This window comes from Nocardioides eburneus, from assembly GCF_040838215.1.
GTDB classification, from domain to species: Bacteria; Actinomycetota; Actinomycetes; order Propionibacteriales; family Nocardioidaceae; genus Nocardioides; species Nocardioides eburneus.
The window spans coordinates 1-14882 of record NZ_JBFPJR010000038.1; the positions used below are offsets into that span (position 1 = coordinate 1).

General features: G+C 70.4%; 14 protein-coding genes. 8 read left to right on the forward strand and 6 right to left on the reverse strand.

The genetic code is table 11. The features are described 5' to 3' along the window. The 5 genes from AB3X52_RS16755 to pknB all read left to right on the forward strand — a co-directional run. On the forward strand, window positions 1-1179 hold a 1179-nt coding region (locus AB3X52_RS16755; RefSeq protein WP_367995241.1), incomplete at its 5' end, for a PP2C family protein-serine/threonine phosphatase. Further along, a complete protein-coding gene (locus AB3X52_RS16760; protein WP_367995242.1) occupies window positions 1176-2594 on the forward strand; it encodes an FtsW/RodA/SpoVE family cell cycle protein in 1419 nt (472 codons plus the stop codon). The genes AB3X52_RS16755 and AB3X52_RS16760, both read left to right, overlap by 4 nt. Next, entirely contained in the window at window positions 2591-4072 is a 1482-nt protein-coding gene (locus AB3X52_RS16765; protein WP_367995243.1) for a peptidoglycan D,D-transpeptidase FtsI family protein, read from the forward strand. Before AB3X52_RS16760 ends, AB3X52_RS16765 begins: the two co-directional genes overlap by 4 nt. Further along, window positions 4069-5787, forward strand: coding sequence for a serine/threonine-protein kinase (locus AB3X52_RS16770; RefSeq protein WP_367995244.1), 1719 nt, complete (start codon window positions 4069-4071; stop codon window positions 5785-5787). Before AB3X52_RS16765 ends, AB3X52_RS16770 begins: the two co-directional genes overlap by 4 nt. Next, window positions 5784-7652: a Stk1 family PASTA domain-containing Ser/Thr kinase gene (gene pknB / locus AB3X52_RS16775; RefSeq protein WP_367995245.1), complete on the forward strand. Its 1869-nt coding sequence runs from the start codon at window positions 5784-5786 to the stop codon at window positions 7650-7652. Before AB3X52_RS16770 ends, pknB begins: the two co-directional genes overlap by 4 nt. A gap of 85 nt (window positions 7653-7737) precedes the next feature. On the opposite strand, the gene AB3X52_RS16780 is transcribed toward pknB, so the two are convergent. Then, window positions 7738-8535 (reverse strand): DUF881 domain-containing protein, encoded by a 798-nt coding sequence (locus AB3X52_RS16780; RefSeq protein ID WP_367995246.1) that lies wholly within the window; start codon window positions 8533-8535, stop codon window positions 7738-7740. 45 nt (window positions 8536-8580) lie between these two features. Here AB3X52_RS16780 and AB3X52_RS16785 point away from each other — a divergent pair, with 45 nt between their 5' ends. Further along, on the forward strand, window positions 8581-9039 hold the full coding sequence (locus AB3X52_RS16785; protein ID WP_367995247.1) for a cell division protein CrgA: 459 nt from the start codon (window positions 8581-8583) through the stop codon (window positions 9037-9039). A 313-nt stretch (window positions 9040-9352) separates the two neighbouring features. On the opposite strand, the gene AB3X52_RS16790 is transcribed toward AB3X52_RS16785, so the two are convergent. Both AB3X52_RS16790 and AB3X52_RS16795 read right to left on the reverse strand, forming a co-directional pair. Beyond that, on the reverse strand, window positions 9353-10276 hold the full coding sequence (locus tag AB3X52_RS16790) for a rhomboid family intramembrane serine protease (protein ID WP_367995248.1): 924 nt from the start codon (window positions 10274-10276) through the stop codon (window positions 9353-9355). 22 nt (window positions 10277-10298) lie between these two features. Continuing rightward, window positions 10299-10811 carry a peptidylprolyl isomerase gene (locus AB3X52_RS16795; protein WP_367995249.1) on the reverse strand — a complete coding sequence of 171 codons (513 nt, stop codon included), beginning with the start codon at window positions 10809-10811 and terminating at the stop codon, window positions 10299-10301. Window positions 10812-10969: 158 nt separating this feature from the next. Here AB3X52_RS16795 and AB3X52_RS16800 point away from each other — a divergent pair, with 158 nt between their 5' ends. Next, window positions 10970-11542 (forward strand): hypothetical protein, encoded by a 573-nt coding sequence (locus tag AB3X52_RS16800; RefSeq protein ID WP_367995250.1) that lies wholly within the window; start codon window positions 10970-10972, stop codon window positions 11540-11542. Between the two features lie 12 nt (window positions 11543-11554). Here AB3X52_RS16800 and AB3X52_RS16805 read toward each other — a convergent pair whose 3' ends face one another. The 3 genes from AB3X52_RS16805 to AB3X52_RS16815 all read right to left on the reverse strand — a co-directional run bounded on the left by AB3X52_RS16805 (window position 11555) and on the right by AB3X52_RS16815 (window position 13746). Beyond that, window positions 11555-11896, reverse strand: coding sequence for a DUF3817 domain-containing protein (locus AB3X52_RS16805; protein WP_367995251.1), 342 nt, complete (start codon window positions 11894-11896; stop codon window positions 11555-11557). After that, complete coding sequence (locus AB3X52_RS16810; RefSeq protein WP_367995252.1) at window positions 11893-12780, reverse strand: SURF1 family protein; 888 nt, start codon at window positions 12778-12780, stop codon at window positions 11893-11895. Before AB3X52_RS16810 ends, AB3X52_RS16805 begins: the two co-directional genes overlap by 4 nt. 66 nt (window positions 12781-12846) lie before the next feature. After that, window positions 12847-13746 (reverse strand): hypothetical protein, encoded by a 900-nt coding sequence (locus AB3X52_RS16815; protein WP_367995253.1) that lies wholly within the window; start codon window positions 13744-13746, stop codon window positions 12847-12849. 375 nt (window positions 13747-14121) lie between these two features. Here AB3X52_RS16815 and AB3X52_RS16820 point away from each other — a divergent pair, with 375 nt between their 5' ends. Then, a complete protein-coding gene (locus tag AB3X52_RS16820) occupies window positions 14122-14607 on the forward strand; it encodes a DUF1016 N-terminal domain-containing protein (RefSeq protein ID WP_367995254.1) in 486 nt (161 codons plus the stop codon). Window positions 14608-14882: the final 275 nt, after the last annotated feature.

A 14882-nucleotide genomic window follows, 5' to 3' on the forward strand; every position in this document is an offset into this window, starting at 1 on the left:
CGGCTCGACGAGCCGCCCACCCCCGGCCACACGGAGGAGGACCTCCTCGGCCTGGTCTCGGGGGCGCTCCACCGGGCCCACGACCGGATCGGCGAGCTGGTCGAGCATGACCCCTCGCTCAACGGCACGAGCACCACCGCGACCGTCGCGCTCTTCGACGGCGAGCGGCTGGCGATGGGCCACGTGGGCGACAGCCGTGCCTACCTCTTCCGTGACGGCGGGGTCGCCCAGATCACCCACGACCACACGTTCGTGCAGACGCTGATCGACGAGGGCCGGATCACCGAGGAGGAGTCCCGGGTCCATCCTCACCGCAACCTGATCCTGCGGGCGCTCGACGGCATGCGCGATGTGGAGCCGGACCTGTTCGTCATCCCCCTCCAGGCGGGCGACCGGATCATGCTGTGCAGCGACGGCGTCAGCGGCGTCCTGCCCGACAGCCGGCTGGCCGACGTGCTCGCCACCGGCAGCCCCGACTTCGCCGCGGTCGAGCTGGTCCGGATCGCGCTCGAGGCGGGCTCCACCGACAACGTGACCTGCCTCGTCGCCGACGTCGTCCCGGCCGACGCCCCCGTCGAGGAGGAGCGCGAGCCGATGCTGGTCGGCGCCGCCGCCGAGCTGCGCCGCAAGCTGCCGCTCGGCGCGGTCAGCGGGCTCTTCCGCGGCCACCGGATGGGTGACACCGGCGAGCTCGAGGCGGTCAGTGACGACGGCGACGAGGTCCCCGCCGGCGCGATCGACCACGACCCGGAGGAGGCGCGCTACGCCCTCCACCCGCCGCGACGCTTCCCGTGGCTGCGCCGGCTGCTGCTCGTGCTCGCCGTGGTCGGCGTGCTGTGGGTCGCCGCCGCCGCGGGTTGGTCGTGGACCCAGACGCAGTGGTTCGTGGGTGAGAAGGACGGCAAGGTCGCGATCTACCGCGGCGTCCACACGACGCTGCTCGGTCTCGACCTCTACAAGCCCTACCAGACCTCCGACCTCGACCTCGACGAGCTCGCCGACGTCTACCAGCAGGAGGTCCAGGACGGCCTCCACCAGGACAGCCTCGCCGCGGCGCGGGACAAGGTCCGCGACCTCCAGGCCGATGCGGTCGGTGCCGACACCGGCGCGGCCACCGGCACCACCGAGCCCAGCACGGGAGCCAGCACCGGCACCGGGGCCCCCTCGGAGACGCCATGAGCAGCCTCGTCCCCGGTCTCAACGGGCTCAACGGGTTCGTCCACCGACGTCGTCGGGGGGCCGAGCTGGTCCTCATGCTGCTCTCGCTCTGCGTCGGCATCGGCGGCTACGCCGCGGTCGGCCTGGGCGTGAAGGAGGAGGTGCCGCCCGACATCTACGGCTACGGCACCTGGCTCGTCCTGCTCCTGCTCGGCGCCCACGTCGCGGTGCGCTTCCTGGCGCCGTACGCCGATCCCGTGCTCCTCCCGCTGGTCGCGATGCTCAACGGCTTCGGGCTGGCGATCATCCATCGCCTCGACCTCTCCGCGGGCGAGAGCAGCAGCGACTACTGCACCGGCACCGGCTTCGGCCACCAGCAGCTGATCTGGATGACGATCGGCGTGGCGCTGTTCGTCGGGACGCTGCTGGCAGTCCGCGACCACCGGATGCTGCAGCGGTTCACCTACACCAGCGGGCTGGCGGCCGTCGTACTCCTCCTGCTGCCGATGCTCCCCGGCATCGGCAAGGACATCAACGGTGCCCGGATCTGGATCCACCTCGGCCCGCTCAGCTTCCAGCCGGGCGAGCTCGCCAAGGTGCTCCTCGTCGTCTGCTTCGCCGGCTACCTCGTCCTCCACCGCGACGCGCTCGCGCTCGCCGGCCGCCGGATCCTCTTCATCGACCTGCCCCGTGGCCGCGACCTGGGCCCGATCCTGCTCATGTGGCTGGTCAGCCTCGCGATCCTCGTCCGGCAGAGCGACCTCGGCTCGAGCCTGCTGTTCTTCGGGCTGTTCGTGATCATGTTGTACGTCGCCACCGAGCGCCGCGGCTGGATCCTCGTCGGCGGAGGCCTGTTCGTGGTCGGCGCGATCGCGGCCAGCACCTTCGTCGCCCACGTCAACAACCGCGTCCAGATCTGGCTCCACCCGTTCGAGCACTACAACGACGTCGGCGGCTCGTTCCAGCTGGTCAACGGCCTCTTCGGCCAGGCCTGGGGCGGCCTGCTCGGCCGCGGTCTCGGCCAGGGCCAGCCGTGCCTGGTGCCCTACAACAACTCCGACTTCATCACCGCCACCATCGGCGAGGAACTGGGCCTCACGGCGCTCTTCGCGCTGCTGCTCTGCTACGGCCTGATCGTCGAGCGCGGGCTGCGGACCGCGATCATCTCCCGCGACGACTTCGGGAAGCTCCTCTCGGTGGGCCTGGCGACGTCGTTCGCGATCCAGGTCTTCGTGGTTGTCGGCGGTGTCACCAAGCTGATCCCGCTCACCGGCCTCACCACCCCCTTCCTGTCGTACGGCGGGTCGTCGCTGGTCGCCAACTGGGTGATCGTGGCGCTACTGCTCCGCGTCTCCGACCAGGCCCGCCGTCCGCTGCCGTCCCTGCCCTCCGACGACGAGGTCGCCTCCGACGCGACGCAGGTGGTCAAGCTATGAACCGCCCCATCCGCACCCTGAGCATCGGCTGCCTGATCCTGTTCGTGGCGCTGCTGCTCAACATCACCTACGTGCAGTTCTTCAAGGCCGACGACTACAACGACCGCGCCGACAACCGGCGAGTCATCCAGGCGTCCTTCTCGCGGCAGCGCGGCGCGATCCTGGCCGGCAAGCAGGCGATCGCCAAGAGCGTGAAGTCGAAGGACCAGTACCAGTGGCAGCGGACCTACCCGAAGCCGTTCGAGTACGCCCCGATCACCGGCTTCCTCTCCTACCAGTTCGGCCAGTCCGCGATCGAGAGCTCGCAGAACGACGTCCTCTCCGGTGACGACGACCGGCTCTTCACCAACCGGCTCATCGACCTGGTGACCAACTCCGAGCCGGAGGGCGGCAACGTCGAGACCACCATCAACCCGAAGGTGCAGGACGCCGCCTACAACGGTCTCACCGCGCTCGGCTCCGACGTCGAGGGTGCCGCCGTGGCCATCGAGCCGAGCACCGGTCGCATCCTCGCGATGGCCAGCACGCCGTCGTACAACCCCAACAACCTGGCGACCCACGACCTCAACAAGGCCGCGGCGACCTGGAAGAAGCTCGACGGCGCCGGCGCGAACGGACCGATGCAGAACCGCGTGACCCGCACCGCCCTGCCGCCGGGGTCGACGTTCAAGCTCGTCACCGCGGCCGCAGCGCTCGAGGACCTCAAGATGACGCCGGACTCGCTGGTCAACGGCACCAACCGTCTCGACGTCCCGCAGACCGACAAGGACATGCACAACGAGAACGGCACCACCTGCGGCAACCTGGGCCGTTCGAAGGTCAGCTTCACCACCGCGCTCGACTGGTCGTGCAACGTCTCGTTCGGCGAGGTCGCGCTGAAGCTCACCGACGCGCAGCTGCGGGAGCAGGCCGAGAAGTTCGGCTTCGGCCAGCACTACCTCGACGACCTCAGCCAGGCGACCAGCCGGTTCCCCGACGGCACGCTGGGCCCGGCCTTCCGCGTGCAGTCCGCGATCGGGCAGTACGACGTGGCCGCCACTCCCCTGCAGATGGCGATGGTCTCCGCGGGGATCGCCAACGGCGGCACCGTGATGAAGCCCTACCTGGTCGACCGGGTCACCTCGGCCTCGCTCGACGTCATCGACCAGGGCCACCCCGAGCCGCTCTCCGGCCAGCCCGCGATCTCCTCGAAGACCGCCGACCAGCTGACCACGATGATGCAGTCGGTGGTCGACCACGGCACCGGCACGCCGGCCCGGATCCCGGGCGTTGCGGTCGCCGGGAAGACCGGCACGGCCCAGAGCGACCCGAACCGGCCGCCGTACGCCTGGTTCACGGCGTTCGCCCCGGCGGAGAACCCCAAGATCGCGGTCGCGGTCATGGTCCAGAAGAGCGGAACAGCGCGGAACGACATCGCGGGCGGTGCCCTGTGCGCCCCCATCGCGAAGTCGATGATCGAGGCGGCGATCGGCCAGTGACCGACGACAACCAGCACGACGAGCAGGCCGGCCGGCCCGAGCAGGGCGGTCAGCCGAGCCACCAGGGCCAGCCGGGCCAGCCCGGGCAGGAGCAGCAGGCGCGACCCGGCCGCTATCAGTTCCACGAGCTCATCGCCACCGGCGGCATGGGCGAGGTCTGGCGCGCGACCGACACCAACCTCGGCCGCGACGTGGCGATCAAGCTGCTCAAGCCGGAGTTCGCCGACGACCCGATCAACCGGCACCGGTTCGACTCCGAGGCGCGGCACGCCGCGGCCCTGCACCACCCGCACGTGGCGGCGGTGTACGACGTCGGCGAGATGCCCACGGCCAGCGGACTGATGCGTCCCTACCTCGTCATGGAGCTGGTCGACGGCAAGCCGCTCTCCGACCTGATCCGCGACGGCCGACCGCTCGATCCCGACGTCGTGCGCGACCTGCTCGGCCAGGCGGGCGACGCACTCGCGGCCGCCCACCGCGCCGGGATCGTCCACCGCGACGTGAAGCCGGCCAACCTGCTGGTCACGCCCGACCGCCAGGTGAAGGTGACGGACTTCGGGATCGCTCGGGCCGCCTCATCGAGCGCGATCACCAGCACCGGCCAGGTGATGGGCACGCCGCAGTATCTCTCCCCCGAGCAGGCCCGCGGCGAGACCGCCACGCCCGCCTCGGACGTCTACGCCCTCGGCGTGGTCGCGTTCGAGTGCCTCGCCGGCTACCGGCCGTTCCAGAAGGAGACGCCGGTCGCCACCGCGATCGCCCATCTGCACGACCCGGTCCCACCGTTGCCCGAGAGCGTCCCGGCCGACCTGGCCGCCGTCGTCATGAAGGCGCTCTCGAAGAGCCCGAAGGAGCGCTACCCCGACGCCGCGGCGTTCACCGCGGCACTCCGCGGGCTGGGCACCATCCGCACCGACACCTCCGCGACCCTGCCGGTCATCGGGGGCCCTCTCGCCGCGGGTGCGATCGCCGCGGCCGGAGCCGCGGCGGCGGCCACGGGTGACGGCGACGCCGAGGAGGGCCCGGCGACCGCCGTACTCCCCTCGGTCGGGGCAGGTGCCGCGACCTCCGGGGCCGGGAACGGGAACACCGGGCGCGTCCCGGCAGCCGAGCCCGACGAGCACCGGCCGTGGTACAAGAACCCGCTCAACATCGTCCTGCTCGCGCTGCTCGTCCTCGCGATCATCGCGGTGATCTGGCTGATCAGCTTCGTCAACGGCAACAGCGACACTCCGACGACCCCGTCCGACACCACCAGCCCGACCTCGGCCCCGGCGTCGCCCACCCAGAAGGCGTCGAAGCAGCCCGAGAAGAAGACGTTCAACCTCGACGAGAGCCAGTACGTCGGTCGCAACGTCGACGACGTCCTGGCCGAGCTCCGCAACATGGACCTGAAGCCGACCACCGAGGTCGTCGACAACGACGGCAGCCATGTCGCCGACACCGTCAGCGACCTCGACCCCACCCGCCATCTCAGCGCGGGCGACACGATCCTGGTGCGCTACTACGGCTCTGCCCCCGAGACGAGTGCGCCCCCGACCCCCACCGACACCCCGACGCCTACCGAGACTCCGTCCCCCACCGAGTCCGAGTCGCCGTCCCCGTCGGACACCTCCAGTCCCGAGGCGAGCTCGTCGTCCGACGCCTCCACGACTCCCGATCTCGACCTCTCGGACGACGACCAGGGCGCAGCCGGGAGGGACAGCACGCCATGAACCAGCCAGAGCCGACTCTCATCGCCGGCCGCTACGAGGTCGGGGAACTCCTCGGCCGCGGCGGGATGGCCGAGGTCCGCAAGGGCGCCGACACCCGCCTCGGTCGGACCGTCGCGATCAAGCGCCTGCGCACCGACCTCGCCAGCGACGCGACGTTCCAGGCACGGTTCCGGCGCGAGGCGCAGTCCTCCGCCTCGCTGAACCACCCCGCGATCGTCGCCGTCTATGACACCGGCGAGGAGGTCAGGATCGAGGGCGGCAGCGAGGTTCGCCAGCCCTACATCGTCATGGAGTACGTCGCCGGGCGGACGCTGCGCGACATCCTGCGCGAGGGCCGCAAGATCCTGCCCGAGCGGGCGCTGGAGATCACCTCCGACGTCCTCTCGGCGCTCGACTACAGCCATCGCGCGGGGATCATCCACCGCGACATCAAGCCCGGCAACGTGATGCTCACCCCGACGGGCGACGTGAAGGTGATGGACTTCGGGATCGCCCGGGCGATCAGCGACGTCTCCTCCGCGATGACGCAGACCGCCGCCGTGGTCGGCACCGCGCAGTACCTCTCCCCCGAGCAGGCCCGCGGCGAGACCGTCGACAGCCGCTCCGACGTCTACTCCGCCGGCTGCCTCCTCTACGAGCTGCTCACGGGCCGGCCGCCGTTCGTCGGCGACTCGCCGGTCGCGGTCGCCTACCAGCACGTGCGCGAGATGCCGAAGCCGCCGTCCGACCACGACACGGCGCTGCCGCCCGAGGTCGACGCCATCGTGATGAAGTCGCTGGCCAAGCGGGTCGAGGACCGCTACCAGTCGGCGGCGGAGATGCGCAACGACATCGAGCGCTACCTCGCGGGGCGACCGGTCCACGCCGTCGTCCCTCCTGCGCCGGCGCCCACCGACGGCGGTGGGGGCGCGCCCACGGCCGTCGTACCTCTGGCCGGGGCGAGCGCCGCCGGCACTCCCGTCGAGGAGGAGCCGGAGCGCGGGCCGCGCACCTGGCTGCTCGTCCTGCTGGGCCTGATCGTCCTCGCGCTCGTCGCCGTCGGGGCGTTCTTCATGCCGAAGCTCTTCGACTCCGCGCCCGACCAGGTCGAGGTGCCCAACGTCGTCGGCAAGACCGAGGCCCAGGCGCGCAAGCTGCTCGGCGCCAACGACCTCGAGGTGAGCTCGTCCCAGCAGTCCAGCCAGACGGTCGCCGCCGGGAAGATCATCAGCCAAGACCCCGAGGGCGGTCAGGGGGCGTACGCCGACCCCGGCTCGATCGTGACGATCGTCGTGTCCACGGGGCTGCCGGACGTCTCGGTGCCCGATGTCGTCGGGTCGTCGCTGCGGTCGGCGCGCTCCGTGCTCACCGGGCCGGGCTACAACTTCAAGGTGACCGTCGATCCGGTCGACTCCGACCGGCCCAAGGGCGAGGTCCTCGAGTCCAACCCGAGCGCCGGCACGAGCGTGACCAGCGGTCCCAGCACGAGTGTCCAGCTCAAGGTCTCCAAGGGCCCGCACAAGGTCCCGAACGTCATCAACAAGACCGAGAAGCAGGCGGAGAAGATCCTCCGCGACGCCGGGTTCGTCCCGAAGGTCACCCCGGACAGCAGCTCGAAGAAGCCGAAGGGCACGGTCACCGACCAGTCCCCCAAGGGCACGAACCAGCCGCAGGGCACCGAGGTGGTCATCTGGGTGTCGAGCTATGAGCCGCTCCCGGCCTGTCCGACGACCACGACGCTGCCCGATCCGGCCGACCCGTCGGCCTCGATCACGGTCCCGGCCTCGCCCGATCCCGGCAACCCGCCGACGTGCACCCCGCCCCCGTCCCCCAGCGGCGGTGCCTCGTCGAGCGCTCCGCCGAGCAGCACGCCGCCCAGCCCCTGAGCTGGAGGTCGACCACGGCCGAGGGTCGGTGCCATCACGGGCACCGACCCTCGGTCGTCTCGGGCGGGACCTGCCGCGTCGGTCGTCAGCCGGCGGTGATCGGCTGCGCGTAGTGGAGCGCGAGCAGGCCGTCGTACGCCGGCGCCGTGACGGCGTCCTCGACCTGCTCCTTCCAGCCGATCCCGATGCGGGGGTCGGCGGCCTGCTGCCGGTAGATCTGGAGGTAGGTGTCACCCTCGAGCGCGGCGCTGAGGGTGGTCGGGTCGCCGACGGCCTTGATCGTGTAGGGCTGCGGGTAGGGCACGCCCTGGAGCTGAACGGTGCTGCCGGAGCACTTGATCCCGGTGGTGCTGATGATCCGCTTGCCGGCGATGGTCACCGCGGTCGCGCCGCCCTTCCACAGGGCGTTGACCACCGCCTGGATGTCCTGCTGGTGGACGACCAGGAGGTTCGGGTCGAGGTCGGTGTCGTTGATCATCTCCGTGGGCGCGTCGCTGAGGGTCACCGAGATGCCCGGCCCCGAGCGCGGCGTCAGGCCGGCGGGATCCTCCAGGTTCGCGACCTTGCGCTGGTAGCGGCGCACCTCGGCGTCGGGGACGGCCTTGGTGAGCCGGTCCACCTGGTCGTTGAGGTCGGTGACACGGTTCTCGAGCCGCTGGTAGCGGTCGCGCTCACTCTGCGCGAGCGAGGCCATGTCGGTGTAGCGACCGGGGCGCAGGTCGGTGCCGTGGCTGTTGACGGCGCTCACGGCCATGAGCCCACCGCAGACGAGGATGACGACCGGTGTCCCGATCCGCCACGCCCGACGGACGGCCGCGCTGCGGTCCCGCGGTGCGGGCGCCTCGGGTTCAGGCCGTGCGTGGGATCCTCGGGTCACGCCCATTAGGGTATGCGGCAGATTCCACCCTTTCGAACAGGAGCATCACCCGTGGCCAAGCTGAAGCTCTCGAAGAGCGCGCTCGACGTCGAACGAGAGCCGGTCCTCACGCCGCGGTTCGCTGTCGCGCTGCTCCTCATCGTCCTCGGGATCGCCTGGATCGCCTACTACTACGCCGCCGTCCGCCCGGACGAGGTCGGCGGGAAGTACACCGGCATCAGCTTCATGGCCGACCTCAAGGGCTGGAACTACCTGATCGGCTTCGTCCTCTTCTTCCTCGGGCTCTTCGTCGCCGCCCATCCCAAGACACCGCTCGGTCGCGGCCGCGGCGTCGTCGTCGGCATGCTCGGCTGCTTCCTCATCGGCCTGATCTGGATCTGCGTCTTCTACATCTTCAGCAACGACCAGCTGGACAAGATCTGGGTCTTCAACGACCTCGGCCAGAAGAACCTCATCGTCGGCATCGCCTTCATGGCGGTCGGGTTCGCCTACGCCACGCGGTGGGAGTGAGCCCGTCCCCGTCTGTCGGCGATCGGCGCGATCCTTCGGGGTCGCGCCGATCCCCATTTCTGGGTATTGCCAAGCAGAGAGCGACACGCACGCCGGTGTGGAGCGGGACGGTTTCTTCACACTGGGGGATAACTCTGTGGAGAACTACACCGGTGTAGTTCTCCACATCTGTGTCCACAGATGTGGATTTCCAAGCCTGTGGATAACCCCGGTCATGGCGGGTCGTGGCGTGACAGGACGTGGCATCCCGCGAGCATGGCCGGGCGTCAGCGCGCTGGCCACGCTGGGCCATGTGGCGAGAGACCCGCGCGTCTCAGGCGAGGACGAGGCTGCGTGCGGCGATGAGAAGCACCACCACGACGGCGAGGCAGAGCAGGCCGCCTGCCTGGACCGGCGTACGACGGGGGCCGGCGGGCGCATAGGCCAGGACGCCCGCGGTGAGTGCACCGCCGACGAAGCCGCCGACGTGCGCCTGCCAGGAGATGCCGGAGATGGCGAAGGTGATCGCGAAGTTGATCGCGATGAGGACCAGGATCTGTCGCAGGTCGGCATGGCGCTTCACGGAGACGACCAACAGCGCAGCCATCAGCCCGAAGATCGCGCCGGAGGCACCGATGGCCGACTGGTATTCCGGCGCCGCCCAGTAGACGAGGGCGGATCCCGCGAGCATCGAGATGAAGTAGAGGGCCAGGAAGCGCATCCGGCCGAAGAGCGTCTCGAGCTGGGGCCCGACGAGATAGAGGAAGAACATGTTCGAGGCGATGTGCCAGATCGCGACATGGGTGAACCCGGAGGTCACCAGCTGCCAGTAGGCGCCGCCGTCGACGCCCGGCAGGATCGTCTCGCCGGGGCGACAGCTCAGGCCTTGGGCGAGGAAGCCCCGCCCGAACTGGTCGAGACACACGCCCCGGGGCCTGAGCTCCAGCCAGTTCAGGAGCCTGCTGCCGTTGCCTCCGGTGAGGTTGATCAGCAGCCAGACGACGGCATTGAGCGCGATGAGCACCAGCGTGGTGAACGAGGCGTCGGTGGGACGCAGGCCGCCGTACGTCGTCCGGGCGGCGCGCTGGGTGGCGCGGCCCTCACGGACGCACTCGGGGCACTGGAAGCCGACGGAGGCGGCGTTCATGCAGTCCGGGCAGATCGGCCGGTTGCAGCGCTGGCAGCGGATATAGGCCTCGCGGCCGGGGTGCCGATAGCAGGTCGGCACCCCGGGCGCAGGCTGCGGGCTGGTGCTCACGCGGGTGTCGAGCGGTGGGCGCTCAGGCCTCGACGATCTCGACCGACTCGATGACGACCGGGTCGACGGGACGGTCGCCCGGGCCGGTCGGCACCGTCGCGATGGTGTCGACGACCTTCCGCGACTCCTCGTCGGCCACCTCGCCGAAGATGGTGTGCTTGAAGTTGAGCCACGTGGCCGGCGCGACCGTGATGAAGAACTGCGAGCCGTTGGTGCCAGGGCCGGCGTTGGCCATGGCGAGGAGGTACGGCTTGTCGAAGACCAGCTCGGGGTGCGGCTCGTCCTTGAAGGTGTAGCCCGGGCCACCGGTGCCGGTGCCGAGCGGGCAGCCGCCCTGGATCATGAAGCCGTCGATGATCCGGTGGAAGTTGAGCCCGTCGTAGAACGGGCCGGTCTTGCCGTTGCCGGCGTCGTAGGCCTTCTCGCCCTTCGCCAGCCCGACGAAGTTCGCGACCGTCTCCGGAGCGTGGTTCGGGAACAGGGTGATGCGGACGTCGCCCTTGTTGGTGTGGAGGATGGCCTGCTGGTCAGCCATGACTGCCCTTCTATCTCGCGGGTGTCGTACTGCCCGGGCCGTTTCGCCCGGACCCTGCGCCTCGTTTGCGAGGTAGGTTGGCGGGTACCGCCGTACTGCTCACGTAGGACGCGCGATGAATCCTCCCATGCGCAGCAAGCCGAAAGGGACTCCCGCTCATGACTGGCTCGAAGACGACGACCTTCACCGAGACCGCCAAGGATCTCCGCGACCAGGCCGCGGACTACGTCGAGACGGTGAAGCCCCACGTCTCCGCAGCGCTCGCCTCCGCCAAGGACCACGTCGAGGAATTCGTCGAGTCGACCGCGAAGCCGGCGCTCAGCGAGGCGAGCGTGAAGGCCCGCGAGGTCGCCGGCGAGGCCGGTCACCAGGCGAAGACGAAGGGCCTCCCGCTGGTGGCCAGTGGGGCGGCGTACGCCGCCACCAAGGCCAACGAGGCCAAGGAGCTCGCCGCGCAGAAGGCCGACGAGCTCACCGGTGCGAAGCAGAAGCGCCGTCGCCGCCGTCTGCGGCTGTTCACCCTGCTCGGCATCGGCCTGGTCGCCGCGGTCGCCGGCGTCCTCGCCCGCAAGGCGATGGGCGGCGGTCAGGGTGCCTGGCAGGCCCCGGCCACGCCGCCGGCGCGTCCGGTGATGGACGACGGCCCGGTCGCCGAGGCCCCCACGCCGCAGCCGGAGTTCACCGACCCCGAGAAGCCGCACGGCGACCCGCTCAGCGACCCGCTGAACTGACCGGGTCGCGCCTCAGGCGCTGACGGGCTCCGGGTGCTTCGCCTGCGTGTGGCGGATCGCCCGGAGCTCGGCCCAGAAGCTCGCGAACGGGATGGTGCCGCAGATCAGCGTCACGAGCGTGAACGGCACGTCCCAGCGCGCCCGGCGCGAGAGCACGAACGTGGTCACCAGATAGACCATGTAGAGCCAGCCGTGGGCGATGCCGACGTACTCGGTCAGGAAGTTGCCTGCGCTCTTCGCGCCGCTGCCGTCCGCGGAGAGGAACTCGAGCGGGACACCGATCACCACGAGGACGATGAGCAGACAGCCCACGATCGTGGCGATGACCTTATAAGCGTTGAGCGCGGCCTTCACGCGTCTGAGCGTACGGCGTCTTCCTGAGCGTCTCCCTCAGGAGCCCCCTCGTCGTCCTCGCGGGGTGCGTCCTCGGTCACCCGCGTCACGTCGCGGACGTAGCGCCACCACACGTAGAGGCCGAAGACGGCGAAGAGCCACCACTCGATGGCGTAGAGGAAGTTGCGCAGGCCGGTCGTGGCGTCGGCCTTGGGCAGCGCGGGCGCCGCGACGTCGACGAGGCCCCGGCTGCCGTCGTTGACCGGGCTCGCGCTGGCGGGCCAGTCGGCCTGGTGGTCGGCGCCGACGACGTAGGCACTGAAGAGGTCGACGTCCACCTCGTCGATGAGCGCCGCCATGTCGAGCGAGGGTACGACGGCGGGCCCGTGCGCCTGGGTCGCCGAGCCCGTCGAGGTGGCTGAGAGGTCTGCGGTGTCGGTGCTGTCGGCCTGCTGCCCCGGCTCGAGCCAGCCGACGAGCCGAGCGGCTCCGCTGGGCGCCGCCGGCGCCGTGGCGGGGTCCGCGGTCCAGCCGCGGACGACGTAGATGGCCGAGGCCGTGCCGTCGACGCGCAGCGGCGTGGCGACCCAGTAGCCGTGCTGCCCGCCGTGGGTGTGACCGGAGACGTAGACGGTGCCCTGGCCGAGCCAGCGACCCGTGACGACGACCGGTCGGCCGAGATGGTCGCCGGGGAACGCGTCGTTGCCGCCCATGACGTCGGTCAGCGGTCGCGGCGTCGCATGGGCGAGCTTCGCGATCTGGTCGACCTTGTGCTGCTGGCTGACGCCGTACTGCCACAGGCCGAGGGCGATCGCCGCCGCGACGACGACCACCATGGCCGCGTGGGCACCCCACAGCCGCCGGGACCAGGGGCGGAGCGCGGGGGCGGGCGAGGACGTCGACATGGCGGTTCCAGGGTACGTCGCACCCTGCTCCGCGACGCAGTCAGCGCGGTCCCCCGGAGGTTGGGGTCAGTCGGCGCAGACCGCGAACGGCAGCCGGTGGCGCAGCGTCAGATCGGCGGCGGCCGCCGGGCCGTTCATCTCGAACCCGATCCGGCCCGACGACGGGTCCGCCACCCCGCGCCGGAAGACCCGCGCGAACTCCGGCAGCGACGTCCCGAGCCTCATCCGCGCGAAGAGGTCGTCCCGGTCAGCACCCAGGCGCACGGTCGCGAGCGTGCCGCCGAACTCGACGGCGTACGCGTCGAGGGGCGCGAGCCGCTGTCCGCGGGTGTCGCCCTCGAGGCAGCCGCGTTGGACGTACGTCGCCAGCGACCGGTCCCCCACCAGCTCGGCCAGGCCCGGCTGCGCGGCCCAGTTCTCCTGGCCGGGCACCGCGGCGTGGCGGCTGACCAGGTGATGGGCGGCGTCGACGCGGGCGCCCTTGAGGGGGCCGACGCCGGCCCGCACGGCCCGCTGGACGCTCGCCATGTCGATGCCGTTGCGCAGCCGCAGGACCCACCCGTCGACGTCGGCGCCGTGGAAGTCGGCCTCCCAGACCACGTCGGCCTGGCTGAAGCCGTAGCCCGCCTGCAGCTGGGCGTCCACGTGGCGCAGCAGCCCGGCGCTGAGCACCGCGAGGCGCGGCGTACGGCTCCAGAACTCCGCGGTCTGCGACGACCCGCCCCTCACCTGGGTCATCCCCAGCTCGAGGCGTACTTCGTCGTAGTCGGTCACCGTCAGCGTCGTCGCCGCCGCCGGCACGAGGGCCATCGCGGCCTGGGCGGGTGGGAGCGTCCCGTCGTACGCCGGAGCCCGGCTCGCCGCGGGAATGGGGTCGGGTGTCGGGGCAGCATGGTGTCCCCCGCATCCGGCGAGCGTCGCCACCACCGCCGCCTGCACCACCAGCATCCCGAGTCGCCGTCTCACGAACCAAGAACGATCCCCTCCGGCGCGGGGTCACGCGTGCCCCACGGGCACCCGGTCGCTGATGTCGCCGACGCCCCGCGATAGTCCGGGACGTTTCGGTCACTCTACGTGTGAGTAACCGACTCGAACGTCCCGGACTGAATGACGGCTGCATGGAGGGTGATTTACCTACGCCCGGGACCTAAGGATCGGCGAAATGACAGAAACCGCAGGCTGACCTGCGGTTTCACACGGTGGAGCGTTAGGGGATTCTCCCCCACGGGACATACACCGACTGGCAGTCCGCCCGGGACTCGAAGTGATCCCGTTGTCGGTGGTGCCAGGCAAATTGGTGGCTCAGCGAGCCAAGAATCTCGAAGCTAAGGGAGGGCTGTCATGAGCGAGTTGGTACCTAGAGACGACGTCCCCCGCGACGAGGCGGCTCTCCTCGACTACGTCGTCGGGATCGTCGAGGACGGCCGCCGCGTTGCGGCAGTCCGCGTCAACACCACGCTCACGATGACGTATTGGCTTGTCGGCCGCGCGATCTCGATCAACTCGCTCCGCGACGGGCGTGCCGACTACGGCAGGCAGATTCTTGGGACACTGTCCCAAGAATTGAGCGCCAGGTTCGGAGCCGGGTTCGACCAGTCGAATCTGAGCCGGATGGTGCAGTTCGCGCGCCTCTTCCCCGACCACGAGACAGTGGCCGACCTCGCTACCCGGATCTCCTGGTCCCATGTCTACACCCTCCTGGCCATCAAGTCCGACGACGCCCGCGCGTTCTACAGGGATGAGGCCGCCGCGCTGCTGCTACGTCCGCACGGACCGCGGCCGTCCAGCGGGCCAGAGCTTCGACTGCCACCGCCTCGTCGGCTGTGAGTGTCCTGTTCCGGCGCCGCCACCAGAGTGCAGCAGCGACCGCCGCCACGACCACCAGCAGGATCACTATGAGCATCGACGACTCTGACTCCTCGAGCACTCAGCCGATGGCGGGGCTGGGGACGTCGACATGACCGGATCTTCTCCGAAGTCCCGACTCCGATGTCGCCGAACGACCAATCCCGTGGCGCAGGTTAAGGAAAGCTGGCGCCATGACGCTCGAGCCGATCGCGCCTGGCCTCCGCGAGTCCCTGGTGACGACCGATCTGCAGAAC

Coding starts and splice junctions, on each gene's coding strand:
- AB3X52_RS16760 (WP_367995242.1), top strand. CDS start 1,176: ATGAGCAGCCTCGTCCCCGGTCTCAACGGGCTCAACGGGTTCGTCCAC.
- AB3X52_RS16765 (WP_367995243.1), top strand. CDS start 2,591: ATGAACCGCCCCATCCGCACCCTGAGCATCGGCTGCCTGATCCTGTTC.
- pknB (WP_367995245.1), top strand. CDS start 5,784: ATGAACCAGCCAGAGCCGACTCTCATCGCCGGCCGCTACGAGGTCGGG.
- AB3X52_RS16780 (WP_367995246.1), bottom strand. CDS start 8,535: ATGGGCGTGACCCGAGGATCCCACGCACGGCCTGAACCCGAGGCGCCC.
- AB3X52_RS16795 (WP_367995249.1), bottom strand. CDS start 10,811: ATGGCTGACCAGCAGGCCATCCTCCACACCAACAAGGGCGACGTCCGC.
- AB3X52_RS16800 (WP_367995250.1), top strand. CDS start 10,970: ATGACTGGCTCGAAGACGACGACCTTCACCGAGACCGCCAAGGATCTC.
- AB3X52_RS16810 (WP_367995252.1), bottom strand. CDS start 12,780: ATGTCGACGTCCTCGCCCGCCCCCGCGCTCCGCCCCTGGTCCCGGCGG.
- AB3X52_RS16820 (WP_367995254.1), top strand. CDS start 14,122: ATGAGCGAGTTGGTACCTAGAGACGACGTCCCCCGCGACGAGGCGGCT.